General features: G+C 72.8%; 28 protein-coding genes. 17 read left to right on the top strand and 11 right to left on the bottom strand.

Features of this window, described 5'->3' with window-relative positions; genetic code table 11:
* The first annotated feature begins 133 nt into the window (after window positions 1-133).
* The 3 genes from ACFZBX_RS19165 to ACFZBX_RS19175 all read left to right on the top strand — a co-directional run bounded on the left by ACFZBX_RS19165 (window position 134) and on the right by ACFZBX_RS19175 (window position 2160).
* Window positions 134-925, top strand: coding sequence for a serine hydrolase domain-containing protein (locus tag ACFZBX_RS19165; protein ID WP_391534919.1), 792 nt, complete (start codon window positions 134-136; stop codon window positions 923-925).
* Complete coding sequence (locus tag ACFZBX_RS19170) at window positions 922-1464, top strand: hypothetical protein (RefSeq protein ID WP_391534920.1); 543 nt, start codon at window positions 922-924, stop codon at window positions 1462-1464. The genes ACFZBX_RS19165 and ACFZBX_RS19170 overlap by 4 nt, the downstream gene beginning before the upstream one ends.
* 201 nt (window positions 1465-1665) lie before the next feature.
* Window positions 1666-2160: a hypothetical protein gene (locus ACFZBX_RS19175; protein WP_391534921.1), complete on the top strand. Its 495-nt coding sequence runs from the start codon at window positions 1666-1668 to the stop codon at window positions 2158-2160.
* A gap of 146 nt (window positions 2161-2306) precedes the next feature.
* Here the strand turns inward: ACFZBX_RS19175 and ACFZBX_RS19180 are convergent, their stop codons facing one another.
* The 5 genes from ACFZBX_RS19180 to ACFZBX_RS19200 all read right to left on the bottom strand — a co-directional run bounded on the left by ACFZBX_RS19180 (window position 2307) and on the right by ACFZBX_RS19200 (window position 5341).
* The gene (locus ACFZBX_RS19180; protein WP_391534922.1) at window positions 2307-2810 is read right to left on the bottom strand and encodes an N-acetyltransferase; all 504 of its coding nucleotides are present in this window, start codon (window positions 2808-2810) and stop codon (window positions 2307-2309) included.
* A 247-nt stretch (window positions 2811-3057) separates the two neighbouring features.
* The gene (locus ACFZBX_RS19185; RefSeq protein WP_391534923.1) at window positions 3058-3990 is read right to left on the bottom strand and encodes a GNAT family N-acetyltransferase; all 933 of its coding nucleotides are present in this window, start codon (window positions 3988-3990) and stop codon (window positions 3058-3060) included.
* Between the two features lie 38 nt (window positions 3991-4028).
* Window positions 4029-4214 (bottom strand): DUF397 domain-containing protein, encoded by a 186-nt coding sequence (locus tag ACFZBX_RS19190; RefSeq protein WP_391534924.1) that lies wholly within the window; start codon window positions 4212-4214, stop codon window positions 4029-4031.
* Window positions 4215-4277: 63 nt separating this feature from the next.
* Window positions 4278-4463, bottom strand: coding sequence for a DUF397 domain-containing protein (locus tag ACFZBX_RS19195; protein WP_391534925.1), 186 nt, complete (start codon window positions 4461-4463; stop codon window positions 4278-4280).
* Between the two features lie 2 nt (window positions 4464-4465).
* Window positions 4466-5341 (bottom strand): helix-turn-helix domain-containing protein, encoded by an 876-nt coding sequence (locus ACFZBX_RS19200; RefSeq protein WP_391534926.1) that lies wholly within the window; start codon window positions 5339-5341, stop codon window positions 4466-4468.
* A 141-nt stretch (window positions 5342-5482) separates the two neighbouring features.
* Between ACFZBX_RS19200 and ACFZBX_RS19205 the strand changes: the two genes are divergently transcribed.
* The 6 genes from ACFZBX_RS19205 to ACFZBX_RS19230 all read left to right on the top strand — a co-directional run bounded on the left by ACFZBX_RS19205 (window position 5483) and on the right by ACFZBX_RS19230 (window position 10173).
* Entirely contained in the window at window positions 5483-5944 is a 462-nt protein-coding gene (locus tag ACFZBX_RS19205; protein ID WP_391534927.1) for an ATP-binding protein, read from the top strand.
* The gene (locus tag ACFZBX_RS19210; protein WP_391534928.1) at window positions 5934-6125 is read left to right on the top strand and encodes a hypothetical protein; all 192 of its coding nucleotides are present in this window, start codon (window positions 5934-5936) and stop codon (window positions 6123-6125) included. Before ACFZBX_RS19205 ends, ACFZBX_RS19210 begins: the two co-directional genes overlap by 11 nt.
* Window positions 6126-6208: 83 nt before the next feature.
* Complete coding sequence (locus ACFZBX_RS19215) at window positions 6209-7018, top strand: hypothetical protein (protein ID WP_391534929.1); 810 nt, start codon at window positions 6209-6211, stop codon at window positions 7016-7018.
* A gap of 88 nt (window positions 7019-7106) precedes the next feature.
* Window positions 7107-7289 (top strand): RidA family protein, encoded by a 183-nt coding sequence (locus ACFZBX_RS19220; RefSeq protein WP_391534930.1) that lies wholly within the window; start codon window positions 7107-7109, stop codon window positions 7287-7289.
* Window positions 7290-7448: 159 nt separating this feature from the next.
* On the top strand, window positions 7449-8540 hold the full coding sequence (locus tag ACFZBX_RS19225; RefSeq protein ID WP_391535038.1) for a serine hydrolase domain-containing protein: 1092 nt from the start codon (window positions 7449-7451) through the stop codon (window positions 8538-8540).
* Window positions 8541-8592: 52 nt separating this feature from the next.
* Window positions 8593-10173: an alpha/beta hydrolase gene (locus tag ACFZBX_RS19230; protein ID WP_391534931.1), complete on the top strand. Its 1581-nt coding sequence runs from the start codon at window positions 8593-8595 to the stop codon at window positions 10171-10173.
* Between the two features lie 58 nt (window positions 10174-10231).
* On the opposite strand, the gene ACFZBX_RS19235 is transcribed toward ACFZBX_RS19230, so the two are convergent.
* The 3 genes from ACFZBX_RS19235 to ACFZBX_RS19245 form a co-directional block, all read right to left on the bottom strand.
* Window positions 10232-11545, bottom strand: a complete 1314-nt coding sequence (locus ACFZBX_RS19235; protein ID WP_391534932.1) for an MFS transporter — start codon at window positions 11543-11545, stop codon at window positions 10232-10234.
* Window positions 11546-11603: 58 nt separating this feature from the next.
* Entirely contained in the window at window positions 11604-12929 is a 1326-nt protein-coding gene (locus tag ACFZBX_RS19240; protein WP_391534933.1) for a M20/M25/M40 family metallo-hydrolase, read from the bottom strand.
* Between the two features lie 144 nt (window positions 12930-13073).
* On the bottom strand, window positions 13074-13538 hold the full coding sequence (locus tag ACFZBX_RS19245) for an Lrp/AsnC family transcriptional regulator (RefSeq protein ID WP_391534934.1): 465 nt from the start codon (window positions 13536-13538) through the stop codon (window positions 13074-13076).
* A gap of 109 nt (window positions 13539-13647) precedes the next feature.
* On the opposite strand from ACFZBX_RS19245, the gene ACFZBX_RS19250 reads away from it, so the two are divergent.
* The 8 genes from ACFZBX_RS19250 (at window position 13648) to ACFZBX_RS19285 (ending at window position 22028) form a co-directional block, all read left to right on the top strand.
* Window positions 13648-14853: an aromatic amino acid transaminase gene (locus ACFZBX_RS19250; RefSeq protein WP_391534935.1), complete on the top strand. Its 1206-nt coding sequence runs from the start codon at window positions 13648-13650 to the stop codon at window positions 14851-14853.
* A gap of 105 nt (window positions 14854-14958) precedes the next feature.
* Entirely contained in the window at window positions 14959-15882 is a 924-nt protein-coding gene (locus ACFZBX_RS19255; protein ID WP_391534936.1) for a dihydrodipicolinate synthase family protein, read from the top strand.
* Between the two features lie 44 nt (window positions 15883-15926).
* On the top strand, window positions 15927-17147 hold the full coding sequence (locus ACFZBX_RS19260) for an MFS transporter (RefSeq protein WP_391534937.1): 1221 nt from the start codon (window positions 15927-15929) through the stop codon (window positions 17145-17147).
* Window positions 17144-18397 (top strand): iron-containing alcohol dehydrogenase, encoded by a 1254-nt coding sequence (locus tag ACFZBX_RS19265; RefSeq protein ID WP_391534938.1) that lies wholly within the window; start codon window positions 17144-17146, stop codon window positions 18395-18397. Before ACFZBX_RS19260 ends, ACFZBX_RS19265 begins: the two co-directional genes overlap by 4 nt.
* Before the next feature lie 23 nt (window positions 18398-18420).
* Window positions 18421-19902 (top strand): NAD-dependent succinate-semialdehyde dehydrogenase, encoded by a 1482-nt coding sequence (locus ACFZBX_RS19270; RefSeq protein ID WP_391534939.1) that lies wholly within the window; start codon window positions 18421-18423, stop codon window positions 19900-19902.
* 73 nt (window positions 19903-19975) lie between these two features.
* Window positions 19976-20965: an Ldh family oxidoreductase gene (locus tag ACFZBX_RS19275; protein WP_391534940.1), complete on the top strand. Its 990-nt coding sequence runs from the start codon at window positions 19976-19978 to the stop codon at window positions 20963-20965.
* 153 nt (window positions 20966-21118) lie between these two features.
* Window positions 21119-21583 (top strand): SUKH-4 family immunity protein, encoded by a 465-nt coding sequence (locus ACFZBX_RS19280; protein ID WP_391534941.1) that lies wholly within the window; start codon window positions 21119-21121, stop codon window positions 21581-21583.
* Between the two features lie 142 nt (window positions 21584-21725).
* Complete coding sequence (locus tag ACFZBX_RS19285; RefSeq protein WP_391534942.1) at window positions 21726-22028, top strand: cupin domain-containing protein; 303 nt, start codon at window positions 21726-21728, stop codon at window positions 22026-22028.
* Between the two features lie 9 nt (window positions 22029-22037).
* On the opposite strand, the gene ACFZBX_RS19290 is transcribed toward ACFZBX_RS19285, so the two are convergent.
* The 3 genes from ACFZBX_RS19290 to ACFZBX_RS19300 form a co-directional block, all read right to left on the bottom strand.
* A complete protein-coding gene (locus tag ACFZBX_RS19290) occupies window positions 22038-23273 on the bottom strand; it encodes a hypothetical protein (RefSeq protein ID WP_391534943.1) in 1236 nt (411 codons plus the stop codon).
* A 194-nt stretch (window positions 23274-23467) separates the two neighbouring features.
* Window positions 23468-23848 carry a hypothetical protein gene (locus ACFZBX_RS19295; protein ID WP_391534944.1) on the bottom strand — a complete coding sequence of 127 codons (381 nt, stop codon included), beginning with the start codon at window positions 23846-23848 and terminating at the stop codon, window positions 23468-23470.
* An 88-nt stretch (window positions 23849-23936) separates the two neighbouring features.
* Window positions 23937-24554 carry a hypothetical protein gene (locus ACFZBX_RS19300; protein ID WP_391534945.1) on the bottom strand — a complete coding sequence of 206 codons (618 nt, stop codon included), beginning with the start codon at window positions 24552-24554 and terminating at the stop codon, window positions 23937-23939.
* Window positions 24555-24621: the final 67 nt, after the last annotated feature.

Raw genomic sequence — 24621 nt, forward strand, 5'->3', positions numbered from 1 at the left:
CGATGGAGAGTGTGCATCAGGCTGGAAAATGACCTTCGATGGCGAGATCCCATCGAAGCCGCCCGTGGCCGGCGCCGTACAGTTGCCGTCTGTCGGGTCGGGTATCCCGCGTTCCGATCAGGGGGGTGACGGCATGTCGGACGGACTGGCCGGGCTGGACGAGTTCTGCGCCAGGGCGCTGGCCGATCACGGCTGCGCGTCGGTCTCCGTCGCGGTGGCCGAACGGGACGAGGTCGTACTCGCCCGGGCCTACGGCACGGCGAGCGTGGCCGACCGGCGGCCGGCCACTCCGGAGACGGTCTACGGCCTGGCCTCCGTCACCAAGGCCTTCACGGCGACAGCCGTCTGCCTGGCCGCCGACGAAGGCCTGCTGGACCTCGACGCCCCGATTCCCGGCAGCTTCCGGTGGACCGCGCCGACGCCGCGTCAGCTACTGCGGCACCGTGGCGACCTCCCGGCGTTCTACAGCTTCCACTACGGCAACGGTCCGCTGCCCGTCGGCATCGACCGCTACCGCACGCTCGTCCGCGAGCCGGGTACGGACTTCGAGTACGCCAACCTCGGCTACCACGAGCTGGGCCGGGTGGTGGAGGCCGTGACCGGCCGGGACCTGGGCGACCACCTGCGTGAGCGGATCGCCGAACCACTGGGTCTGCGCGGCTTCGCCTACGGGCCGGCCTACGACGGGCCGGCGCCCGTCGCCCGGCGCTACTCCGCCGACGGTCGCGCCTACGCCACCTGCTTCAGCGGCCACCCCGCCGCGACCGCGGGGTGGGCGACCGCCGGCGATGTCGCACTCTTCGCCCGGACGGCCTCCCGGCTGCTCAAGCCCGCCACCGTCGCGGCCATGCACGACGCCGTGCCGATCAGCGAGCACCTCGGTACGGGTTCGGCCGGGTCACATCGCGCGGCGCCGGACCGGTGATCCACAGCCATGGCGGCGGCATGGGCGGCGTCGCCACGATGATGATCGACATCCCCGAGCGCGAACTCTCGGTCGCGGTCCTGGCCAACTCGACGGACAAGGCCGCCCGCGACGCCGTCGTCGGCCATCTCATGGGCGTCCTGGCGCCCGGCTTCTCCAGTGAGCAGATCAACCCGATCACCGAGCAGGCCCGTCCGATGACGCTGGCACAGGGCGATTGGGCCGGGGAGATCGGCACGGGGGAGGGGGAGGTTCCGCTGCGGATCAGGGTCCTGTCCGGCTGCCGGGTGGAGATCCGGCCGGCGGACGGACCGCCGGTCACCGCCCCGGCCACCGCCTCCCGGCGCTGGGACCTGTGCGCGATTGCCCCGATCCAACTGCCCACCGCCGACGCCCGGCTCAACAGCCCCAGCACCGGTCTCGAACTCCGGGCGGAGCGGGACCGGCTGGTGGGCCGGGCCATAGCGTTCAAGGACGGCGACCGGGACGGCTGGCTGGGTTCCTATCTGGTCCACCCCTGCGCGCTGAGGCCGAGCTGATACGACGGGCCTGGCCCGGCAGCACCCAACGGCGCTCGCACCGGCATGCGGACGCCCCCCGGCCCACGGCGACCTCACCGTCCACCGCCCGGGCGGCAGCGGCCGATCACGCGCGAGATGCGTGGAGTGGGAAGTCGGCCGGGCCGACTTCCCACTCCGCCGCCGCCGGGAGCCGGCCGGGGTGTGCGGGATACTTCCGGGGTGCTGTTGACATGGATCGCCGAGGTGGCGGATGAACCGTTGGTGCTGGAGCCGAGCGATCGGCGGGTGGAGTGGGCGACCAACACCTGGTTGCTGGGGGCGGAGGGGGATGACAGGCATGCCTTGTCCGTGTCGGAGGTGGTCGCCGCCTTCGAGCGAACCGCCGAGAGTCTCCGGCTCCGGATAGGCAAGGCGGGCTTCGCAGGTCCGGCGACGTTCTACGTGTGGCACGACGAGCAGGCTGAGCAGCTCCGGTGTTCAACCGGATCGGTGGCGGCAGACGATCTGCCTTTCGGCGGCGCCTACGTGGCGACCGACGATCTTGGTGCTGTCGTTGAGGGCTTCCTGCGTGAGCGGGAGCCGGGCCTGGTTGCCTGTTCGGACCCTGAGGCCGAGGACGGCCGGTCCGAGCAGACCGCTCCCGCGCCGGAGGCCGCACCTTTTCCGGTGTGGGTCCGCAGCGTTGGACCGCTCTCAAGCGACGGCGGGCCTTGATCCGGCTTCGGCGCTCTGTCGGTGGATCAAGTATCCCAAAGTCCGGACGGCCCTGCGAGGGGCCCGAGCGCATGGACGCACGCCGTGCAGTTCTCGATCGCTCCTGTCCAGCCCGCTGGAAGAGGCTGAGAAGCTGTAACAACCACTTACGTGCCGGGATGCCGCGGCAGGGCGAGCCAGTCCGACCAGGAGGTCTCACGGCCGAGGAAGCGCGGCTGCTCGAACGGCCAGTCGGCGGCGATCCACTGCGGCACCAGCGCGTCGAGGGCCTGCTCGACCTCGCCGCCCACCAGCTCGTCCACCACCCACCAGGAGATCTCGCCGTCCGCGCCGGCCCTCTCCGGCGGGTCGATGTAGACACAGCCGAGCAGGACCGTCTCCGCCGCGTCGAACAGCGCGTAGTTGAAGGACTCGTGCGCGGCGATCTCCTTCTCGTGCCGCAGGAGGTCGGCCTGGTCGGACTCGTAGGTCATGGTGTCCGCGGGCCAGCCCCAGGCCGGGCCGAAGATGGTCCACAGCCGCTCGCGCGAACCCATCACCGCCGGATAGTCGAGCGGGGTGTCCGCCTCCCGGATCGGCCGCAGGTGATGGCCACCGCCCGGCAGCGGTACCAGGACGGGGTGGACGAAGTCATCGGGAAGCCAGCTCATGGCGCCCGACCGTAGCAGCGCGCGGCCGTCCGCTCCCCTGGATTTTCCCGCCCATCAGCACGCCGCTGGGGCGGCGAAGAAGGGGGACCTCCGGAAGGAGCCGCCGGGCGGGATCCAGAACCAACGAGCCCTGCCGCAAGCGGTGGCCGTCACGGACGAACGCGGAGACTTCGCGGGCCTCTCCCGCGTTCAACGCGACGTCGCGATCGCAACCAGCCTAGCGACGAGGGCGTGCGGAACCACCTCCTCAACCGGTTTCGCAAGTGAGGGCCTTGCCGTAGACGGCGGAGCTGTGGCGGACCGTCATGCCCACCCGCTGGTACAGGGACAGTGCGCCGGTCTCCGAGTGGGTCCACAGCGTGCACGTGCGGCGGCCTTGGCGGTAGGACGCCTGGAACGACGCCCGCAGCAGCATGCGGGCTATCCCCCGGTTGCGGTGGTCCTTCCGGACGGCGACGCGTTCGACGTAGCCCTCGTCGGTGCCCGGGACGTCCAAGGACAGCACTACACCCACCATCTGGCCGCCGGCGAACGCCACGGGGGAGAGCGCGGGTGCGAAGGTGTCGAGTCCGACGGTGTGCCGGGCCCACTCCTCGTAGGGCTTCCGCCGCATCTGCCACTCGTCGAACGCGTCCTCGGTGAGCCGGTACGCGGCCCGCTCGTCACCGGGCCGGAAGAAACGCCAGGTGATGCCGGGTGGCGGGCCGGGCACCTCGGGTTCGGCGGGCAGCCCGATCTCAAGCTGCCACTGGGCGACGAACGGCTCGTACCCGCGTGACCGCAACAGCCCCACCGCCGCCCGGTCGTTGTCCGGGACCGTCTGGCTCAGCCGTTCGCCACCCGCTTGCCGCGCCCGTGCCTCGGCCCAGTCGAGCAGCGCGCTGCCGAGTCCCTTCCCCTGATGGCCGGGGTGGACGTCGACCGCGCTGCGCCGACCACCGTGGACCCAGGCCCGGCCGACGAGAGACCCGGCCGAGTCGTACACCAGCCGGGTGTCGGCGGCCGGGTCGAGGTCGGGCAGTGCGAGGTCGGCGGCAATGCGGTCGGCTTCGGTGGTGGGACGGCCCAGCAGCCCGCGCTCGCGGGCGCCGACCAGCGCGTGGATGGCGGGGGCATCGGCGACGGTCGCCGCCCGCCACCGGTAGGACGGGGGGAGTGAGGGGGGAGACAGATCGGCCATGACCGTGACTCTGGTCCAACCGATCTCGTTCTGTCGACTCAGATACGGATGTTCGCTGCGAAGTTCACGAAGGCCTGCCAGGCGGCGGGCTCGAAGGTGAGGTGGGGGCCGGTCTTGTCCTTGGAGTCACGGATGTGGACGGTGCCGGGGGTCTCGGCGATCTCGACGCACGCGGCGTCCTCGTTGCTGCTGTGGCTGCTCTTGAACCATGTCAGCTCGGTCATGGGACCAGGATGCGCCGACGGCCCGCCGCGGGGAAGCGGCGGGCCGTCGGGGTGGTGCTGTTTTCAGACGTCGGCGTTCGCGGCGAACGTGACGAACGCCTTCCACGCGGCCGGCTCGAAGGCCAACTGTGGGCCGCTCTTGTCCTTGGAGTCACGAACGTGGACGGTGCCGGGCGTCTCGGCGATCTCGACGCACTGGGCTTCCTCGTTGGTGCTGTGGCTGCTCTTGAACCATGCCAGCTCGGCCATGCCTACCGCTCTCCCAGAATCTTCTCGATCAGGGCCAGGGACTCCTTCAGGCTCAGGGCCTGAGCCCGGATGCTGCTGTACCGTGCGGCCATATTACGGACCTCGACGGGGTCCGTGACCAACCGATTCACGTGCTGAGCAGCCGCGTATCCGATCTGCGGCCGATTGGGCGGTGTCAAGACTGTGAACGAGCCACCCATTCCGGCGTGAGTCAGCCGGTCGAGCGGCATGATCTGAAGTTCAGGGCCTCGCATCTGCCCGATTTTGAGGAGGTGCTGAAGTTGCTCGGCGTGGACGTCCCAACCGCCCACAGGACGCCGAAGAACGCTCTCGTCGATCACCCACGTCACGACCGGCAGCGGCCAACGGGTCAGGATCTCCTGCCGGGTCTGTCGCGCTGCCACCCACTCGTTGATCTGCTCGGGGGAGAGTAGCGGCCGGCGCATTTCGTACAGTGCCCGGATGTACGCCTCGGTCTGCAGGAGTCCGGGAATGACCATCGTGCTGTACTCGTGGATCTCAAGCGCCCTCGACTCCTCCTGCGTGAAGGCCCTGGACGAGGCCGGGTGCCGCTCGCTGATCCGGATCTTCGCCTTCATCACGTCGTCCGCGATGAGCTTCAGCGCACCCCCCGCCCCCACGGCGTCGTCCACCTTGACCAGGATCTCGACTCTCGGCGTCCGCTTCCCCCGCTCGACCGCGCCGAGCATGTCCTCGCTGTAGCCGATGATGTCGGCCAGTTCGCGCTGCGTCAGCCCCGCACGCTCGCGGAACATCTTCATCAACTTGCCCACCGCGCTGTAGAACTCCGCGACCCCGTCCGAGTTCTCCGCCGTCTCCCCGTCGTCGAAGACCGTGCGCTCGACACCACTCACCATGGGAATCACCCCTGCTCACACGTGTTTGCGACCGAATGATCCGGGCCGCCCCGACCTGCCGACCCTCCGCGTCCGCACAACCACCCTCCGTGCTTGCCGGACTCGTGGTCAGCGTACGTCCAGGCCGCCACGCTTTTCCCCATGACGACTGAAATTCCGCTGGACAACCCCCGCCGTCACACCATCACACTCGACGCCACTCCGAAGGGCGCCTGCCTCTGCCGCACCGTCACCAGACGCCAACTCGCCCTCTGGGGAGTCGATTCCGCGTTCGGGGAATCGTTCCACTCCGCGCTGATCATCGTTGCGGAGCTGGCGTCGAACGCCATCAGGCATGGTCGCGTTGCGGGGCGTGGATTCGAGCTGCACCTCTGCTTCACCACCCTTGTGCGCCGGGGCGCCACCCTGCGGATCGAGGTCTCCGACTGCCGGGGCGACCGCTTCCCGGTCCTCCCCGTCCTCCCCGCCTCCCGCACCTCTGACGGCCAGTCCGGCCGGGGGCTCGTCCTGATCGACGCCCTCGCCGACCGCTGGGGCACCGTGCCCCGCCACCCCAACGCCAAGACCGTCTGGGCCGAACTCGACCTCGCCGATGCCGGCTGAACCCCGCGATACCGCGCCGCCGTCGCCCGCCGTCACCGGCAGCGCCGCGCTCGGCACCGTTCTCCCGTTCGTGCTGCTCCTCGCCCTCCTGGTGTGGGCCTACCCCCTCACCACTCGCCACCACGGCGAGCACCACCACCCCGTCCCCCGCCCCACCTCGACCGCCACCCCGCCCCGTTGACCCCCGGTGGAGTGGGAAGTCGGCCCCTCCGACTTCCCACTCCACCCTGCGAGCCGGTCCCTGCCCGTCTGTACTGTCGGGGCATGGATGCCACCCGCCGACCGACTCCTGATGAGATCGAGGAGCGTTTCGTCGCGCTTGTCGAGGGCCGTCTGACCAGGGACGAGGCCGACCGATGGGCCGCCCGGTGGGTGGCCGACGACGGGGTGGAGTGGGACGACACCTCCTGGTGGGCGCTCGGCCTCCTATACGGGATCGACCTGCCCGACGGCGAGCACGGCGCCTACCTGCACGACGACGAGCAACTGCGGGAATGGCTCGTCGAGCTGAGGGAGCGCCGCTCGGCAGACGGCGGTCGGCCGCGAGAGAACCCCGCCATGCGGGCCGTCCACCGTTGCGACGAGGCGCCCGTCGCCGTTGTCGGCGGGTTCGAGTCCGCCGGGGACGCCGCTTCCGGTCCGGGGCCGGCGGTGACGGTTGCCGTGTGCGAGAGCCACCGTGAAGTCGGCAAGGCGTGGCTGGCGGGACTCCGGCCGGCGGTGTGGGCAGTCGAAGGCGGTGAGCAGCGGTGTGGATGGGTGTACGACTTCCGCGAGCCGGAGGTCGTTCTGCGTTCTCATGCCGATGCCTGGCTCGACCGACTGAGCGGCCTGGATCTCGCGGACTACGACGACTGGGCGGCCTACCTCTCGGCGGCACATGAGCGGCTCTGCCTGCTGCACGGGCTGGAGCCGGGCCATCGGGGAGGTGGGGGCGCCGTGTCCTGGATCGGTTCGGCGCTGGATGAGCGCGACCTTGGCGGGGACTTGGCGGCGGCCCTGTACTTCCTCGGCCACGCCGAGATACTGGCCGCCATGGGCAAGGTCATTGAGGGGGGAGGCCACTGCTGCTGAGCGGAAAGTCGGCCGGCCCGACTTCCCACTCCGTTCGCAACATCGACAAAAGAACCGCCAGGCGCTCTTCGTGTCGTGTCGGCTTCCGGTGGACGAGGAGAGCGGCGAGATCGCGGCCGATGTGGCCGGCCAGACCGCCCGGGCGCTGGAGAACGTGCGGAGGGTCGTCGAAGGGGTGGGCGGCCACCGCGCGCGCACGGTGGTTCAAGTCGCGGGACTCCCGCTGGAAGCGAGGATCCAGATCGACGCGGTGTGCACCTACAGCCCATGACCGCCGTACGTCCGTAGGACGAGACGGGGCGCGACTTCGGGATCACGGGCGGGGCGCGCCGCTCGTCCGGTGAGCTGACGACGGTGCGTCAGGGGTCGTGATGTCTTGGGACCACACCCCGCAGAGAGGCATCCCGTGAAGTCGCACCACGTCCGCCTGATGACGGTCGCCGCCGTCGCCGGAACCCTGGCCGTCGCCGCTCCGTCCGCCGTCGCCGCCCACAAACCGGACGCCGTCCAACGGCAGCTCGACGCGCTGGTGAGGGACGACGGGGCGCCCGGGGCCCTGGGCGCGGTCCGCCGGCTGGACGGGCGGACCCGCAGCTACACCGCCGGTGTGGGTGACGTGAGGACAGGCGAAGCGGTGCCCGGGGGCGGGCAGGTGCGGATCGGCAGCAACACCAAGACGTTCACCGCCGTCGTCGTGCTCCAACTCGTCGGCGAGGGGCGGATCCGGCTCGACGCGCCCGTGGAGAGGTACCTGCCGGGCGCGGTCGACGGCAGCGGCATCACCGTCCGCCAGATCCTCCAGCACACCAGCGGGCTGCCCGACTACACGCGGTACCTCGACGACGAGATCCGCCCCTACCGGCCGCGCGAGCTGCTCGACATCGCGCTGCGGCACCCGGCGGACTTCGCGCCCGGCGAGCAGTGGGCGTACAGCAACACCAACTACGTGCTCGCCGGGCTGGTCGTCCAGGAGGTCACCCACCGCCCCCTCGCCGAGCAGATCGACCAGCGGATCATCCGTCACCTCGGCCTGCTGCACACCTACTTCCCGGCCCCCGGCGAAGCGACGATCCGCCAGGCCCACCCCCACGGCTACTACCGGGAGGCGACCGGCGGGCCGCTGATCGACATCACGGAGATGGACCCCTCCTGGGCGTGGGCGGCGGGCCAGCTGGTCTCCACCGCCTCGGACCTCAACCGGTTCTTCGGTGCGCTGGTGGACGGGCGGCTGCTCCGGCCCGCCCAGCTCGCCGAGATGCGGCGGACCGTCGACGCCGGAAGGCCCTTCGCCCAGGGCAGCAAGTACGGCCTGGGGCTGGTGGGTTCGCCGCTCTCCTGCGGCGGGGTCTACTGGGGCCACGGCGGCAGCATCCCGGGCTACGAGACGCGCGGCGGCGCCACCGGGGACGGGCGCGCCGCGAGCATCACCATCACCGTGCAGCCGGGCGACGAAACGACGGCGCGGCACCTGGAGGCGGCCGTGGACACGGCGTTGTGCTCGGCCGGGCGAGCGGCGGATTAGTACCCCTCCAGGAGGACGACAGCCTGTGGTGTCGTCCCTATGGTCCAGACCTATGAGATCAAGAGCACCACTGAGAACCGTCGGCCTCGCCCTCGCCCTGGCGCTCGCCGGAACCGGCGTCGGCGCCGGGGCGGCCGAGGCGGCACCGGAGGAGCGGCCCCGTCCGCTGGTGTGGACGGACTGTCCTGACGACCCGTCCGGGGCGCCGGTGGACCCGCGACTGCGCTGCACCACGGTGCGGGTACCGCTGGACTACCGGGCGCCGAACGGGCGGACGATCGAGATCGCGGTGTCCCGGCTGGAGACCGCCAAGCCGGGGCTGCGGCGCGGCATCCTGGTGCACAACGGCGGCGGGCCCGGCGTGGCCAGTCTGCACATGCCCACCTCCCAGGAGTCCGGCTACCCGCAGGACGTGCTGGACCGCTACGACCTGGTGAGCTTCGACCCGCGCGGCGTCGGCCACAGCACTCCGGTGAGCTGCGGCCGGAGCGCCGCCTCGCTGCCCAATGAGATGGTCTTCCCGTTCCCGGCCCCGGACGGCTCGATCGACCAGAACGTGAGCTTCGCCCGGCAGTTGGCCCGCGACTGCCTGGCCAACAGTGGCGAGCTGATCCGCCACGTGACCACCGCCAACACCGCGCGCGACCTGGACCGCATCCGCGCCGCCCTCGGCGAGCAGCGGATCTCCTACCGCAGCGCGTCGTACGGCACCTACCTGGGCGCGGTGTACGCGGAGATGTTCCCGGGGCGGACCGACCGCGTCGTGCTCGACGCCAACGTCAGCCCCAACGTCACCTGGACCGACCGGCTGGCGAGCTGGGACCACGCCAGCGAACTGCGCTTCGAGGACTTCGCCGCCTGGGCGGCCGAGCGCGACGCCACGCTGCGGTTCGGTGCGACCCCGGCCGCCGTCCGCGCCAACTACCTGGCGCTGGCCGCCAAGTTGGACCGCACGCCGGTGACCCACCCGGTCGCCGGGCCGGTCAACGGGAACCTGTGGCGGGCGATCTACCGCTTCGACTCCTACCATTCCTCGCTGTTCCAGGAGATCGCCGACTGGTGGCGCTTCCTCGCCGACGACGGCGCCGGGCCGGTCCCGTACTGGTGGCTGGTCAAGGGCACCCCGGGCGTCCCTGAGGACAACGACGTGGCCGCGCTGGTGGCGGTCCTCTGCGGTGACAATGCGGCGCCGAAGGACCTCGGCCGGTACCAGCGGAAGGTCACCGAGAGCCGGCAGCGCAACCCGATCGTGGCCGGCATGGGCGCCAACGTCTGGCCCTGCGCCTTCTGGCCGGCCCCGGTGGAGCCGGCGGTCCGGGTCACCGACCGGGGGGCCGCCAACATCCTGCTGCTGCAGACCACGCGGGACCCGGCCACCCCGTACGCCGGCGCGCTGGGCATGCGGGCGACGCTCGGCAAGCGGGCCCGGATGGTGACCGTGGACGGCGGCAACCACGGCGCCTACGACCGGTCCACGCCGTCCTGCGCGGTCGACGCCGCCGACCGGTTCCTCGCCACCGGCGTGCTGCCGGGGCGGGACCTGTTCTGCCGCCCGGACGCGGCGGCCCCGGACGCGACGGCTCCGGCGGCGAAGGCGGGTCCGGCGGCGGGCCGTCCGTCCCCGCTGTTCTGACACGGCGATGCCCGCCGGTACGGGGAGGATCCGTACCGGCGGGCACCTCGGGACGAGGTCAGTTGAGGTCCATGCCCTTGGTCTCGGGCAGCGACCGCACCACCAGCGCGGTGACCAGCAGCAGCGCCACCGCGTAGAGGTTGAACAGCCAGGGCTGCTTCACGACCTCGGTGAACAGCGTCTGGAGGTAGGCGGCGGTGCCGCCGAACGCCGCGACGGACACCGCGTACGGAACGGCGACGCCGACGGTGCGGATCCGCGCGGGGAACAGCTCGGCGTAGGCGGCCGGGGCGACCGCCGCCAGGGCGCCGACGAAGGTGAGCATCACGGCCATGGACACCGTGAGCTGCCAGGCGGAGTCGCGCAGCAGCCAGGTCATCGGGAAGTGCAGGGCGGCGGCGCCGAGACTGCCGATGGCCATCACGGGCCGGCGGCCGATGCGGTCGCTGAGCTTGCCCCAGAGCGGGAGGGAGGCGATGAAGACGAGGTTGGCGAGCGTGCCCGCCCACAGCGCGTGCCCGGTGTCGATCTTGAGGCTGGTCGCCGCGTAGGCCGGGGCCGCCACCGCCCACACGTAGTAGATGACGGTGAAGCCGACCGTCATGCCGACGACCTGGAAGCCCTGCTTGCGGTGGTCGACGATGGACCGGATGAGCGAGGGACCGGCGGCCTTCCCGGCCTTCTCGCGGATGCCCTCGAACGCCTCGGTCTCCGACATCTTGGCCCGCATGACCAGCCCGTACAGGCCGAGCAGCGCGCCGATGGCGAACGGGATGCGCCAGCCGAAGTCGTTCATCTGGCTCTTGGTCAGGGTCTGGGTGAGGACCGCGCCCAGGAGCGTGCCGGCGAGGACGCCGGCGGTGCCGGCGACGTAGATCATCGAGGACCACAGGCCGCGCCGCTCGCGCGGGGCGATCTCGGAGAGGTAGGTCTGGGCCGAGGGCAGTTCGCCGCCGTGGGCGAGGCCCTGGACGAGCCGGGCGAGGAGCAGGAACAGCGAGGCGAAGGCGCCGACCGAGCCGAAGGTCGGGGCGAGGCTGATCATCAGGCTGCCGGTGGCCGCGAGCCCGATGGAGAGGGTCATCGACTTCTTCCGGCCGAGCCGGTCGCCGATCCAGCCGAAGACGAAGCCGCCGAGCGGGCGGGTGATGAAGCCGACGGCGAAGATCGCGAGCGTCTGGAGGACGGCGGAGGTCTGGTCGGCGGGGTCGAACAGTTGCTTGGCGAAGAACGGGGCGAAGGTCGCGTAGATCGCCCAGTCGTAGGCTTCGACGGCGTGGCCGGCACCGGTGCTGAGGACGGCGAGGCGGGGGGACTGCCGCGTGGAGGGTGCGGTTTCGGTGGGGGCGGCCGAGGACAGCTGTGCGGACATGCGCGGCTCCGGAGGGTGGGGGAGGTGCCGGATCAGGGGAGGGTGTTCAGAAGGGTGTTCAGTAGGTGAGGAGGAGGTCGGTCATGACCTCGCGGCCGAAGACGAGCGAGTCGAGGGGGACCCGTTCGTCGACGCCGTGGAAGAGCGCGGGGAAGTCGAGGTCCGCGGGGAGCCGCAGCGGGGCGAAGCCGAAGCCCCGGATGCCCAGCCGGGAGAGCGGCTTGTTGTCGGTCCCGGCGGGGAGCAGGTAGGGCAGGACCTCGGCGCCGGGGTCGTGGTGGCGGAGGGTCTCGGTGATCCGTGCGACGAGGTCGCCGTCGAAGGGGTTCTCCAGGGCGGGCAGGTCGGTCTCCACGTCGAGCCGAACGCCCGGGCCGGCCAGTTCGCGGATGCGGTCCAGGACGGCGTCGTGGTGGCCGGGCAGGCAGCGGACGTCGAGCACGGCGGAGGCGCGTTCGGGGACCACGTTCGCCTTGTAGCCGCCGTCGAACATGGTCACGTTGACGACGTTCTGCAGGGAGGGGCGGATGAAGCGGGCGCCGAAGCCGGCCGCCTCGGCGATCCTGCGGGGGTCGGTGCCCGCCGGTAGCCCGGCCAACAGCCTTACCCGTTCGAGGAGTTCGTCGGTGGTGTCGGTGAGCGTCACCGGCCAGGCGGCGCGGCCGATCCGGGCGACCGCCTCGGCCAGTCTCACCACGGCGTTGTCGTCGTGGAGCTGGGAGCCGTGGCCGGCCGTCCCCTCGGCGGTGAGCCTCGCCCACAGGGCGCCCTTCTCGCCGGTCTGCAGGAGGTAGGCGCGCCGGCCGGCGATGTCGACCGAGTAGCCGCCGACCTCGCTGACGGCGTTGCCGACGCCCTCGAAGAGGTGGGGGTGCTCGTCGACCATCCATCCGGAGCCGTAGGCGCAGCCGGACTCCTCGTCCGCGAAGAGCGCGAGGACGATGTCGCGCCGGGGCTGCTCACCGCGCCGGACGGCCTCCCGGACCGAGGCCAGGATCATGGCGTCGGTGCCCTTCATGTCGACGGCTCCGCGGCCCCAGATCATGCCGTCCCGGATCTCGGCGCCGAAGGGGTCGACGCTCCAGTCCCGCGGGTCGGCCGGGACGACGTCGAGGTGGCCGTGCACCATCAGCGCCGGGAGTCCCGGCTCGCGGCCCGGCCAGCGGGCGACCAGGTTGGTCCGGCCCTTTGCGGCCTCGAACACCTGGCAGGGGAGGCCGGCCTCCTCCAGGAGCGCCCGGCAGTAGTCGGTGGCCTCGGCCTCGCCCTCGGCCCGGCCCGGTCCGTGGTTGGAGGTGTCCATCCGGATCAGGTCCCGGGCGATCCGGACGACCTCGGTGGCTGGATCGTCCGGCCGGTCTTCGTCCGTGGGAATCCGCGCCATGAATGCTCCTGGGGGTCCGTGGGCGGAATGTGCCGCCGTCGGCTTTTGGTTGCCGAAGCTTGCACTCGGCGCCCCCCCTGCTTCAAGGACGATCCCCCCGGACGCAAGAACATTGCGTCGGGCGCTTCGGACGCGTCGGACGCGTCAGGCGAGCGGCAGCGGCGTCATCGGCTTGGTCACCCCGAAGGCGAAGGTCGTCTGCACCGAGGCGAGCGACGGAATGCGGCGCAGTTGGGTGCGCACCAGCTGTTCGTAGGCGACGAAGGAACTCGTCACGATCTTGAGCAGGTAGTCCTGGTCGCCGGCCAGCAGATGGGCCTCGACGATGTGCGGGATCGAGCGGATGTGCTGCTCCACGGCGTCCACCACCTCCGGCTGGTGGTTCTCGATGGTGATCCGGACGAAGGCCGTGATCGGCAGCCCGAGGGCCTGCTGGTCGGCGACGGCGGTGTAGCTGGTCAGCACGCCCGCCTCCTCCAGGCGGCGCACCCGGCGCAGGCACGGCGATGGGGACAGGGCGACCCGGTCGGCCAGCTCCTGGTTGGTGATGCGCGCGTTGAGCTGCAGCTCGTGGATGATGCGGCGGTCGATCTCGTCGAGGGTCGTCATGTGGCAGATCATGCCAATTAGTGGGCGGTTCATGGAAGAGACACGTTGTCGACTGTTAGAACACCTCCCGTATCCACCTCCCCCTTCCACCCCGCTCCGGGAGACCCCGATGTTCCTCGACACCCCCTCGCTCCACCTGGATCCGCTCTGGGACCTGAGCGCCGCCTACGCCGCCGACCCCCGGCCCGAGCGGCTCAACCTGATCATCGGCGTCTACCGCGACGAGTCGGGCGCCTCCCCGGTGATGCCCTCGGTGCTCGCGGCGGAGGCGAGGCTGCTCGCGCGGGCGCCGTCCAAGGAGTACCTGGGCCTGTCCGGGAACACCGGCTTCAACGCGGCGGTGACCGGGCTGCTGCTGGGGGAGGAGGAGCTGGTCGCCCGCGCCACCGCGGTGCAGACCGTGGCCGGCACCGGCGCGCTGCGGCTGCTCGCCGAACTCCTCGCCACCACCGGGCCCGGCCGGACGGTGTACCTCGGCACCCCCTCGTACGTGAACCACCTCGCGATCCTGCGGGCGGCGCGTCTGAACGTGGTCGAGTACCCCGTCTCGCGCGACGGCGTGCTGGACGCGGAGGCCGTGCTGGCGGTCGCGCGCACCGCGCGCCGGGGCGACGCGATCCTGCTCCAGGGCTGCTGCCACAACCCGACGGGCCTGAGCATGCCGGGCCCGCTCTGGGACGAGCTGGCGGCGGTGATGGCCGTGCGCGGCGTCGTCCCGTTCGTCGACCAGGCCTACTTCGGCCTCGGCGACGGGCTGGAGGAGGACCTCGCGGGCATGCGGCGGATGCTGCGCGTGGTGCCCGAGGCGGTGGTCGCGGTGAGCGGGTCGAAGGCGTGGGGCCTGTACAGCGAGCGCACCGGCTGCGCGATCGTGCTGACCGAGGGCCGGGAGCGGGGCGAGTACGCGCGCGGCGTGCTGGAGGTGACCGCCCGCGCCGACTACTCGCAGCCCCCCGCGCACGGCGCGCTGATCGTCGCCGAGATCCTCGGTGACCCGGGGCTGCGCGCGCAGTGGCGCGCCGAACTGGAGGAGATGCGGCTGCGGTTGACCGGGCTGCGGGAGGGGCTGGCGGACGCGCTGGCGGCGGGCCCGGGCGGCGCGGCCTTCGCCGCCCTGCGCGAGCAGCGCGGCATGTTCCTGCGGCTGCCGCTCGCACCGGGGCAGATGGACCGGCTCCGCGAGGAGCACGCCGTCTACGGCATCCCGTCCGGGCGGATCAGCCTCGCGGGCGTGCCGACGGCCCGCATCCAGGATCTTGCGGACTCGATCGCCGCTGTGGCAGATCCTGCCCTCATAGGGGCCTCTCGCGCATGAATTAGCAATCGCATGCCCCGCCCTGAGGCATACAGTCTTGCCATCCCCACCGGCCCCACCATCCCCACCGGCCCCACCGGCCCCACCGATTCAGACGGAGGTCCCATGGACGTTCAGAAGTTCCAGGAGAAGAAGGACAGGCTCTTCGGCAACCACGTCCTGCTGGTGACGCCGATGCGCCCCGACGGCAGTCTGGACGAGGAGTCCACCCGCTCGCTCATCGACTTCGTCGTGGGCCGGGGCGTCCACGGCATCCTCACCCTGGGCAGCACCGGCGAGGTCTTCGCCCTCACCGACGAGGAGCGCCGCCGCTTCGCCGAGCTGGTGGTCGAGCACACCGCGGGCCGGGTGCCGGTCGGCGTCGGCGTCGCCCACTCCTCCGCCGACGCCAGTGCCGCGCTCGCCGAGCACGCCGAGGCGTCCGGCGGCGACTACGTCTTCACCACCGGCCCCTACTACCACCCGCACGGCGCCGAGGGGATCTTCCGGCACGTCAAGCACGTCGGCGACGCCAGCGGGCTGCCGCTGATGGTCTACGACGGCGGCGCCGGCATCGAGTTCTCGCTGCCGCTGCTGCGCCGGATGGCCGAGAACATCCCGACCCTCTTCTCCTCGAAGCTGTTCCTGCCCTACCCGGCCAAGATCGCCCAGTACGCGGACGCGACCGACGGCCGCGTCCAGGCCTGGGCCGGCCACGACCAGCTCAACTTCCTGATGCTCCAGTACGGCGCCGAGGGCATGACCTCCGCCGCGAGCTGCGTGCTCCCGGCCGAGCAGTCGCAGATCTTCGACAGCATCCGCGACGGCAGGCTGGAGGAGGCGCGCCGGCTCTTCCACGAGCGGGTCGGCCCGCTCAACTCGATCGCCTTCGCCAACGTCCTGCAGTACCCGCAGGCCTACAAGCGGGCGCTGACGTGGATGGGCGTCATCGAGCACGACGCCTGCAAGACGGTCATGGAGCCGCTCGACGACGTCCGCACCCGCGAGCTGCGCGCCGTGCTCGAAAGGATCGGGGTCGTCTCCGCGTGACGGGCACCGGTGGAGGCCGCAGCCGGCCGCGTTCGGCGGCCGTCGTGGTCATCGTTCTCTCGCAGTGGCTCGGCACGTCCCTCTGGTTCAGCCCCAGCGGCGCGACCGAGGACCTCTCGCGCTGGCTGCACCTGGACTCCGGGGACTTCGGCTGGCTGCTGGCCGCCACCCAGCTCGGCTTCATCCTGGGGACCCTGGTCCTCACCCTGACCGGGGTGGCCGACCGCTACTCCGCGGAGCGCGTTTTCGCGGCCGGGGCGCTCGTCGGCGCCGTCCTCAACTGCGCCTGGACGCTGGTCGATCCGGGCTTCGGCCTGGCCTGGGCGGCCCGCTTCGGGGTCGGCGTCGCGCTCGCCGGGATCTACCCGATGGGCATGAAGATGATCGTGCGGCGGGTCGGCCCGAACGCGGGCTGGGCGCTGGGCTGGCTGGTGGCCATGCTCACCCTCGGCACGGCGATGCCGCACATCCTCCGCTCGGCCGGGGCGGCGCTGCCCTGGCAGGCGGTGATCTGGGGCTCCTCGGTGCTGGCGCTGCTCGCCGCCGTGCTGGTGCTGCTGATCCGGGAACCCGGGCGGGAGCGGCCGGCCGCCGCGCCGCCGGCCGCGTCCGAAGGCGCGTCCCGGTCCGTGCGGACGCTGCTCGCGCTGCCGGACTTCCGGGCGTCCTGCGCCGCCTACCTCGGGCACATGTGGGAGCTGTACGCGTTCTGGGGCGTCGTCCCGCTGCTGTGCGCCGAACTCGTCGCCACCCGGGGCGACATCGCCGCCGTGGCCGCGCTCAGTGCGGGCGTCATCGCCGCCGGCAGCGTCGGCTGCGTCCTCGGCGGCGTCCTGAGCCGGCGCTGGGGCAGCGAGGCGGTCGCCGCGCTCGCCCTGGCCGGCTCCGGCCTCACCTGCCTGCTCTACCCCCTGCTCCCGGACGGCGCCGCCGGGCTCAAGGCCGGCGTCCTGGCGCTCTGGGGCCTCCTCGTCGTCGCGGACTCGCCGCAGTTCTCCGCGATGAGCGCCCGCTACGTCCCGTCGCGGCTGGTCGGCACGGCGCTGACCGCCCAGAACAGCGCGGGCTTCCTGGTGACCGTGGTGAGCATCCTCGTGCTGCAGAACGCCATGACCGCCTGGGGCGACCACGCGCTCTGGCTGCTCCTGCCGGGCCCGGCCCTCGGACTGCTCGCGATGCGGCCCCTGCTGACCCGCGTCCGGACCGGCGCGGCAACCCTCGACCACCACCCTCACGCCGCAAGACATAAGGAGGCACGCTCGTGACGTGCACCCACCTGCCGGACCTCGACAGCGCGCCGTTCGGCGTGCTGCGCCTGCCGCGCACCATCCTGGCCGGCGCCGGCCAACTCCGGGGACTCCCGCACGTCGCACGGGAGTTCGGGACCTCGGTGCTGATCTGCACGGACCCCAGGCTGGCCGACTCCGACGAGCTGCGCGACCTCGTCACCGCCCTGGAGGGACAGGGCCTGGAGGTCGCGGTCTTCGGCGACACCGAGGCCGAACTGCCGGTGCCCGGCATCATGGCCTGCGTCGAGGCGGTGCGCGGGCGGCGGATCGAGGCCGTCATCGGCTTCGGCGGCGGCAGCTGCATGGACATGGCCAAGATCGTGGCGGTGCTGCTCACCCACGGCGGCACTCCGCGCGACTACTACGGCGAGTTCGCCGTACCCGGCCCGGTCCTGCCGGTGATCGCCGTCCCCACCACGGCCGGCACCGGCTCGGAGGCGACGGCCGTCGCGGTGGTCTCCGACCCGGACCTCGGCATGAAGACGGGAATCTCCAGCCCCCACATCATCCCCGCCGTCGCGGTCTGCGACCCCACGCTGACCCTGACCTGCCCGCCCGCGCTCACCGCCGCCACCGGCGCCGACGCCTTCGTCCACCTGGTCGAGTCCTACACCGCCGTCGCCCGCCCCGGCACCCCCGGACTCGCCCGCGAGCGCGTGTTCATCGGCCGCAGTCCGCTCACCGACACCCTCGCCGTCGAGGGCGTGCGGCTGGTGGGCCGCAGCCTGGTGAAGGCGTACCGGCAGCCCGGCGACGAAGGCGCCCGTGGCGACATGATGCTCGCCGCGCTCTACGGCGGCGTGGCCCTCAGCAACGCCGGAACCGCCGCCGCCCACGCGATCCAGTACCCCGTCGGCACGCTCACCCACACCCCGCACGGCGTCGGCGTCGGCCTGCTGCTGCCCTACGTGCTGCGCCACAACTTCCCGGCGATCCGGCCCCGGCTGGCCCGCATCGCCGAGGCGCTCGGGGCGGACGTGCGCGGCCTCGGCCTCGACGACGCCGCCCGCGCCGGCGTCGAGGCCGTCGACGCGATCCTCGCCGCGATCGGCATCCCCGCCACCCTCGCCGACCTCGGGGTGCGCGAGGCCGACCTCGGCCTCATCGCGGAGCGCTCGCAGAACTCCAAGCGCCTCATCGACAACAACCCGGTCCCCCTCGGCCTGGAGGGCCTCACCGCGATCACCCGCGCCGCCTTCGCGGGCGACCGGACCTTCCGCGCCTGACCCACGAGAAGAGAACCCCCCACATGAACACCACGGACACCACCGACACCGCCGAACTCCTGGTCGACGGCCTCACCGTCCCGCTGCGGCTGCTCATCGGCGGCGCCTGGACCGACGGCGCCCGCGGCGACACCATCCCCGTCGTCAACCCCTCCGACGGCAGCACGCTCGCCTCGATCGCCGACGCCACGCCCGCCGACGGCACCCACGCCGTCGGCGCCGCCGCCGCCGCCCTGCCCGGCTGGTCCGCCACCGCACCCCGCAAGCGCGCCGAAATCCTGCGCTGCTGCTACGAGTTGATGACCGAGCAGAGCGAGCAGCTGGCCCGGCTGATCTCCCTGGAGAACGGCAAGGCGCTGCCCGACGCACGCGGCGAGGTCGCCTACGCCGCCGAGTTCTTCCGCTGGTACTCCGAGGAGGCCGTGCGCATCATCGGCGAGATCTCCACCTCGCCGTCCGGCGGCAACCGCATCGTGGCCCAGCACCAGCCGATCGGCGTCTGCGCGCTGATCACGCCCTGGAACTTCCCCGCCGCGATGGCCACCCGCAAGCTCGCCCCCGCCCTCGCGGCCGGCTGCACCGCCGTGCTCAAGCCGGCCACCCTCACGCCGCTCACCGCGCTCGCCATCGCGCGGATCATGACCGAGGCGGGCGTCCCGGCCGGCGTCGTCAACGTCATCACCACCAGCCGCACCGGCGCCGTGATGGACGTCGTGCTGGCCGACCCCCGGGTGCGCAAGCTCTCCTTCACCGGCTCCACCGAGGTCGGCCGGCACCTGCTGAAGCAGGCCGCCGACAACGTCCTCAGCTGCTCCATGGAACTCGGCGGCAACGCCCCCTTCCTGGTCTTCGACGACGCCGACCTGGACAAGGCCGTCGACGGCGCCATGGTCGCCAAGATGCGCAACGGCGGCCAGGCCTGCACCGCCGCGAACCGCCTCTACGTGCAGCGCGGCATCCACGACCGGTTCGCCCGCCGGCTGGCCGAGCGGATGGCCGCCCTGCGGGTCGGCGCCGGCCACCGGGACGGCGTGGACGTCGGGCCGCTCGTCGACGACGCGAGTGTGCGCAAGGTCGACGAACTGGTCCAGGACGCGGTGCAGCGCGGCGCGAGCGTCGAGGTGGGCGGGGCACCGCTGGACGGCCCCGGCTTCTTCTACCCCCCGACCGTCGTCACCGGCGTGCCGGTCGACGCGCGCATGGTCACCGAGGAGATCTTCGGGCCGGTCGCCCCGCTGATCCCCTTCGACACCGAGGAGGAGGCCGTCGAGGCCGCCAACTCCACCGAATACGGCCTGGCCGCCTACGTGTTCACCGAGGACCTGGGCCGCGGCCTGCGGGTGGCGGAGCGGCTGGAGAGCGGCATGGTCGCCGTCAACCGCGGCCTCGTCTCCGACCCGGCGGCCCCCTTCGGCGGCGTCAAGCACAGCGGCCTCGGCCGCGAGGGCGCCCACGAGGGCATGCTCGAATTCACCGAGACCAAGTACATCGCCGTCGACTGGTAGCCGCCCGCCGGCGTTCCCGGGCCCGCTCGGGAACGCCGCCCGTCCTCACCTGCAGCAACCCCCTGGAGTTCCCGTGCTCATCCCCGTCGACGACATCCGATCGACCGCGACCGGCGTGCTGCTGCGCGCGGGCGTGTCGCAGCCCAACACCGAGATCCTGGTGCGCTCCCTGGTGGAGGCCGAGCTGCGCGGGCTGCCCTCGCACGGGCTGCTGCGCCTGCCCCGGGTCGTCGAGCGCCTGCGCAACAAGGTCGCCGACGGCACCACCACCGGGCGGCACACCTGGACCACGGGGGCGCACCTGAGCGTCGACGGCGAGCGCGGCATCGGCCCGGTCGTCGCCCACCACGCGCTGGCGGCGGTCTCCGCCCGCGCCAGGTCCACCGGCATCGCGCTCGCCTCGATCGCCAACAACAACCACATCGGCATGCTGGCGCTCTACGCCGAGGACATCGCCCGGGCCGGCCAGGTGGTCATCGGCTTCACCACCAGCGAGGCGCTCGTCCACCCCTGGGGCGGCCGCAGGGCGATGGTGGGCACCAACCCGGTGATGATCGGCGTGCCCGCCGAGCCGCACCCGTTCGTGATGGACATGGCCACCAGCCTGGTCTCCATGGGCAAGGTCCACGACCACGCGCACCGCGGCGAACCGCTCCCCGACGGCTGGGCCCTGGACGCCGACGGCAACCCGACCCGGGACGCCGAGGCGGCGAAGGCCGGGGCGATCGCGCCGTTCGGCGGGCCCAAGGGGTACGCGCTGGGCCTCGCCTTCGAACTGCTGGTGGCCGCCCTCACCGGCACCGCCACCGGCCGCGACGTCGCGGGGACGCTCGACTCCACCGAGGTCTGCAACAAGGGCGACGTGTTCATCGTCGCCGAGCCCGTCGGCCCCGTCGAGGCGATCTCCCGCTACCTGCGGGACATCCGCGCCACCGAGCCGAGCGACCCCGCCCGCCCCGTCCTCGTCCCGGGCGACCGCGCCCTGCGCACCCGGGAGGCCGCCCTCGCCGAGGGCCTGGACGTCGCCCCCGAGGTCTGGCAGCGGATCACCGCACTCGCCTGACCGCCGCCCCACCGAGCCTCACCCCCGGCCCCACCGACTCCCGCCCGGTTTACGCGCCGTTGCCCGGGCGGGGCCCAGCCCGTGGTGCGCGCCCGATCCCCTGTCAGGGCGCGCACCACGGAACCAGGTCCGCCGACCCGGTAGGTTGGCGGCATGGACGATGCCGAACTCGCCGCCCTGCTGGCCGGATGCGCCGACTGTCCCTACCCCGGCGCCTGGCAGGAGGCGCCGTTCCCGGAACGCGCCGTCGACGGGGTGCGCTACGCCGTGGTCGCGGTCGACCCGGGGGTGGGCGTGCTCGGGGTGCGGCGCGGCGACGGATCGCTGTGGGAGCTCCCCGAGGCGGACGGCGGGCCCCACCTGGTGAACAGCGGCGTCCCGGCCTTCGTCGCCTTCAACGCGGCCTACCGCGAGGCCGCCGTCGAGGCCGACGCGTACGAGGGACCGGGGGACGGCCTCGACGACGGGGCGGCCCTGGAGGCGGCGGAGGAGGCCGCCGACGCCCTCACCGAAGCGCTGCTGGAACGCTTCGCCGCCGTCGACGCCGAGGCCGTCGCCGACGAGGACTCCTTCTGGTCCGTCGCCGCCGAGGAACTCGGGTACGGCATGAGCGTGTGAGCCCGCCGCAGGCCCCGGCGAGATTTTGCCGAACGGTCGACCAACGGGCCCGCCCGCCCGGGTAGCGTCCTGATCCGTTCCCCTTCGAAACGGATCGCGGGCCGCTGCCGCCGGGCAGGCCGGGCCCGCCGAGAGGTGTGCCATGAACCCGGTCGACCTGTACGAGGCGGCGTCCGCGCTGCCGACGCCGTGGGACTCCCGTGCGCTCGGGCGGGTGGGAACCGCCGTCGTGAAGGTGCTGAGGATGGACGGCCGGCCGCTGCCGGTCGAGGTGCACGACGCGGCCGAGCTGCTCCTGGTGCTCGACGGCCGCCTCGAACTCCTCGTGGACGGCGTGGAGTTGACCATCGGCCCGGGCGAGCTCCACGAGGTGGCGGCCGGTGCCCGGCACGCCGTGCGGCCGGGCAGCACGGGCACGCTGCTCCTGGTGGAGGCGGCCGGCTGAGCAGCCCGGTCAGGGGCGCCAGACCGCCACCTGGTGGGTGGGGTAGAGGTTGCCCGGCGGGCGGTACAGGGCGAGGCCGACGACCAGCCCGGCGTTGTTGACGAACAGGGCGTTGTTGCCGGTGCGGGCCGGGTCGAGGTCGGTGACGGTGCCGCCGGAGGCCCAGGTCCGACCCGACTGGTACTGGCGGGCCGGGATGCCGCTCCAGCCGTAGCCGATCGCGGTACCGGCGTCGTTGATCCCGACGGCGATCGAGTTGCCGCCGCTCGGCGGGGTCGGGGACAGCGGGGTGAGGGTGCCGTCCGGGCTCCAGCGGGCGGCCTCGGTGACGAGCTGGTCCGGGTCGGGGCGGTACTCGCCGACGACGGTGCCGGACGCGTTGACGGCGGTCGGCAGGGTGTGGGCGCCCAGGTCGCGCAGGGCGCCGGAGGGCGAGCGGACCAGGCCGTGCCGGGTGCTGCCGACGTCCAGCGGCCGGTCGGCGACGCCGATCACCGTGCCGGCGTCGTTGATCGCCACCGGCCAGTCGCCGCGCCCGGCGGTCGGGCCGGTCTGGAACCTGGTCGGGGTGCCGTCCGGGCTCCAGACGATGCCGTGGAAGGCGCCGATTCCGGTGTAGGAGCGGCCGATGGCGAGTCCGGCGGCGTTGACGCCGGTGGCCGCGCTGGACGTGTCACCCGGCAGCGGGGCGAGGGCCACGGTGGTGCCGTCCGGGCGCCAGGCCACCGCGTGGGGGTCGACGGAGCTGCTGTAGGAGGTACCGACCACGATGCCGCTGCCGCCGATCGCGGTGGCCGTGCTGTACAGGTCGCCGGGCAGCGGGGGCAGCGCGGTGGGGGTGCCGTCGGCGGCCCAGCGGACGGCGGTCGGCTGCCAGTGGTCGCGGGTGGCGGGCCAGGAGATGCCGATGGTGACGTCGGCGTCGTTCACCCCCAGGGCCTGCGCGAAGTCCTCGCCCGGCAGCGGCGGGAGGGTGACGGGCGTGCCGTCGGCGGCCCAGCGTACGGCGCTCGCCTCGCGGCCCTGGGTCCAGGCGTAGGCGTAACCGACGGCGACGCCATGGCCGTTGACCCCGGTGGGGTCGCTGTAGGGCTTCGAAGGCACCCCGGTGGGCAGCAGGGTCATGGCCGGTGCGGCGGAGGCGGCGGGCGCGGCGCCGGCCGGGGCGGCTCCCAGCAGCGCTCCGGTGCCGAGGACGGCGGCCACGGCGGCGGTGGCCGTCCGGCGGCCTGGGCGGATGGTCATGGCACGGGTTCCCTGTCTGCTCGGCGGCATGTCGGCCCGGCCGGCGGTGCTCGCGGTAGGGGCGGGCCGCTGGTGCGTGCAGGCGTGACTCTAGCCGCGCCGCCTCGCCTTCGCAGGTGAACCGGCCACTCCGGTTGGCTTCCGCAGGTGAGGGGCTGTCATGGCCGTCCGAGATGGGGGAGAGGACCGCCGGCTCAGCACCACTCCTCCAGATAGAGCAGGGTCCGGCGGTCGGCGGAGGCGAACTCGAAGGGCCGGTAGGTCGGGGACTCGCCCAGGTCGGCCGGCCGGTTCTTGACGGCCTGCCAGGTGCCGGCCCGGTCCTCCGGGGCGACGCGGCGGAGCGTGGTGCCGCCGCCGCTGCCGATGATCACGGCGTCGGCCGAGGCGAGCAGCCGCTTCACCAGCCGGGGGTGGAGCGGTCCGCGGACCTTGCGCCAGCGCTGCCCTTCGTCGTCGACGAACTCGGTGCGGCCGCCGGGCGACGGTTCGCTGTCGCCGTAGGAGTACTGGACCGGCAGCAGGTCGGCCGTCAGTTCGGCCAGGGTGGCGGCGCGCGGGCGCTTCTTGGGCATGGCGCCAGCCTCCCAGGCGCGGCGGGGGCGTACGTGCGCCGGGGCCGGTCGCGAGGGGATCGCGGCCGGCCCCGGTCGTGGGGGCGGGTCAGCGGAGCCAGGTGTGGTCGCGGACGACCGGGAGGGCGGCCCAGCGGCGGGCGAGGCCCCAGGTGCGGCCGGCGCCGGTGACGGCGAGGGCAACCAGCAGCAGTGCGTAGAGGACGTGGTAGTCGAGCAGCGGGTTGGTCGAACCGCTCGCGCTGCCGTCGGCGAGGTGCCGGGCGGGCGGCCACTCGGCGGCCCACATCAGGGCGAGCAGCACGGTTCCGCCGGCGGCGGCGATCCGCAGGGCGACGCCGCCGGCCAGCGCGAGCCCGATGCCGAGCAGGCCGAGCATGAACAGCCAGTCCGCCCAGGTCTGGCCGGCCATCGCGTGGAAGGTGCCGCGCAGCGGGCCGGCGGCGACGTGGCTGAGGAAGCCCTTGGTGGGAGACGCGCCGTCGAACCAGGCGCGGCCGTCGGCGGTGGAGTAGCCGAGCCCGAAGGCCTTGTCGGCGAAGGCCCAGAGGAACACCGCCCCGAGGGCGATCCGGGCGGCGGCCAGGGCGGCGCCGCCCGCGGTGACGGGAGCGGAGGCGGCGGCGGAGGCGGCGCGGCGCAGGGAGGTGCCGGAGGTCCGGGCGGTGCGGGCGTTGCGGGCGGCGGAGATGTGCTGAACGGCCATGGCGGGGCTCCTCGGTGAGGGCGGGTCCACGGACGGGACCGGGTGCGGCCCGACGGGCGTCGGACCG

It is taken from the genome of Kitasatospora sp. NPDC008115, from assembly GCF_042957205.1.
Classification (GTDB): domain Bacteria; phylum Actinomycetota; class Actinomycetes; order Streptomycetales; family Streptomycetaceae; genus Kitasatospora.

Excerpts from the sequence above, each read along its gene's own strand:
- ACFZBX_RS19165 (WP_391534919.1), top strand. The coding sequence starts at position 134 with ATGTCGGACGGACTGGCCGGGCTGGACGAGTTCTGCGCCAGGGCGCTG.
- ACFZBX_RS19180 (WP_391534922.1), bottom strand. The coding sequence starts at position 2,810 with ATGAGCTGGCTTCCCGATGACTTCGTCCACCCCGTCCTGGTACCGCTG.
- ACFZBX_RS19185 (WP_391534923.1), bottom strand. The coding sequence starts at position 3,990 with ATGGCCGATCTGTCTCCCCCCTCACTCCCCCCGTCCTACCGGTGGCGG.
- ACFZBX_RS19190 (WP_391534924.1), bottom strand. The coding sequence starts at position 4,214 with ATGACCGAGCTGACATGGTTCAAGAGCAGCCACAGCAGCAACGAGGAC.
- ACFZBX_RS19195 (WP_391534925.1), bottom strand. The coding sequence starts at position 4,463 with ATGGCCGAGCTGGCATGGTTCAAGAGCAGCCACAGCACCAACGAGGAA.
- ACFZBX_RS19200 (WP_391534926.1), bottom strand. The coding sequence starts at position 5,341 with ATGGTGAGTGGTGTCGAGCGCACGGTCTTCGACGACGGGGAGACGGCG.
- ACFZBX_RS19205 (WP_391534927.1), top strand. The coding sequence starts at position 5,483 with ATGACGACTGAAATTCCGCTGGACAACCCCCGCCGTCACACCATCACA.
- ACFZBX_RS19210 (WP_391534928.1), top strand. The coding sequence starts at position 5,934 with ATGCCGGCTGAACCCCGCGATACCGCGCCGCCGTCGCCCGCCGTCACC.
- ACFZBX_RS19215 (WP_391534929.1), top strand. The coding sequence starts at position 6,209 with ATGGATGCCACCCGCCGACCGACTCCTGATGAGATCGAGGAGCGTTTC.
- ACFZBX_RS19225 (WP_391535038.1), top strand. The coding sequence starts at position 7,449 with ATGACGGTCGCCGCCGTCGCCGGAACCCTGGCCGTCGCCGCTCCGTCC.
- ACFZBX_RS19230 (WP_391534931.1), top strand. The coding sequence starts at position 8,593 with ATGAGATCAAGAGCACCACTGAGAACCGTCGGCCTCGCCCTCGCCCTG.
- ACFZBX_RS19235 (WP_391534932.1), bottom strand. The coding sequence starts at position 11,545 with ATGTCCGCACAGCTGTCCTCGGCCGCCCCCACCGAAACCGCACCCTCC.
- ACFZBX_RS19240 (WP_391534933.1), bottom strand. The coding sequence starts at position 12,929 with ATGGCGCGGATTCCCACGGACGAAGACCGGCCGGACGATCCAGCCACC.
- ACFZBX_RS19245 (WP_391534934.1), bottom strand. The coding sequence starts at position 13,538 with ATGACGACCCTCGACGAGATCGACCGCCGCATCATCCACGAGCTGCAG.
- ACFZBX_RS19250 (WP_391534935.1), top strand. The coding sequence starts at position 13,648 with ATGTTCCTCGACACCCCCTCGCTCCACCTGGATCCGCTCTGGGACCTG.
- ACFZBX_RS19255 (WP_391534936.1), top strand. The coding sequence starts at position 14,959 with ATGGACGTTCAGAAGTTCCAGGAGAAGAAGGACAGGCTCTTCGGCAAC.
- ACFZBX_RS19270 (WP_391534939.1), top strand. The coding sequence starts at position 18,421 with ATGAACACCACGGACACCACCGACACCGCCGAACTCCTGGTCGACGGC.
- ACFZBX_RS19280 (WP_391534941.1), top strand. The coding sequence starts at position 21,119 with ATGGACGATGCCGAACTCGCCGCCCTGCTGGCCGGATGCGCCGACTGT.
- ACFZBX_RS19285 (WP_391534942.1), top strand. The coding sequence starts at position 21,726 with ATGAACCCGGTCGACCTGTACGAGGCGGCGTCCGCGCTGCCGACGCCG.
- ACFZBX_RS19290 (WP_391534943.1), bottom strand. The coding sequence starts at position 23,273 with ATGACCATCCGCCCAGGCCGCCGGACGGCCACCGCCGCCGTGGCCGCC.
- ACFZBX_RS19295 (WP_391534944.1), bottom strand. The coding sequence starts at position 23,848 with ATGCCCAAGAAGCGCCCGCGCGCCGCCACCCTGGCCGAACTGACGGCC.
- ACFZBX_RS19300 (WP_391534945.1), bottom strand. The coding sequence starts at position 24,554 with ATGGCCGTTCAGCACATCTCCGCCGCCCGCAACGCCCGCACCGCCCGG.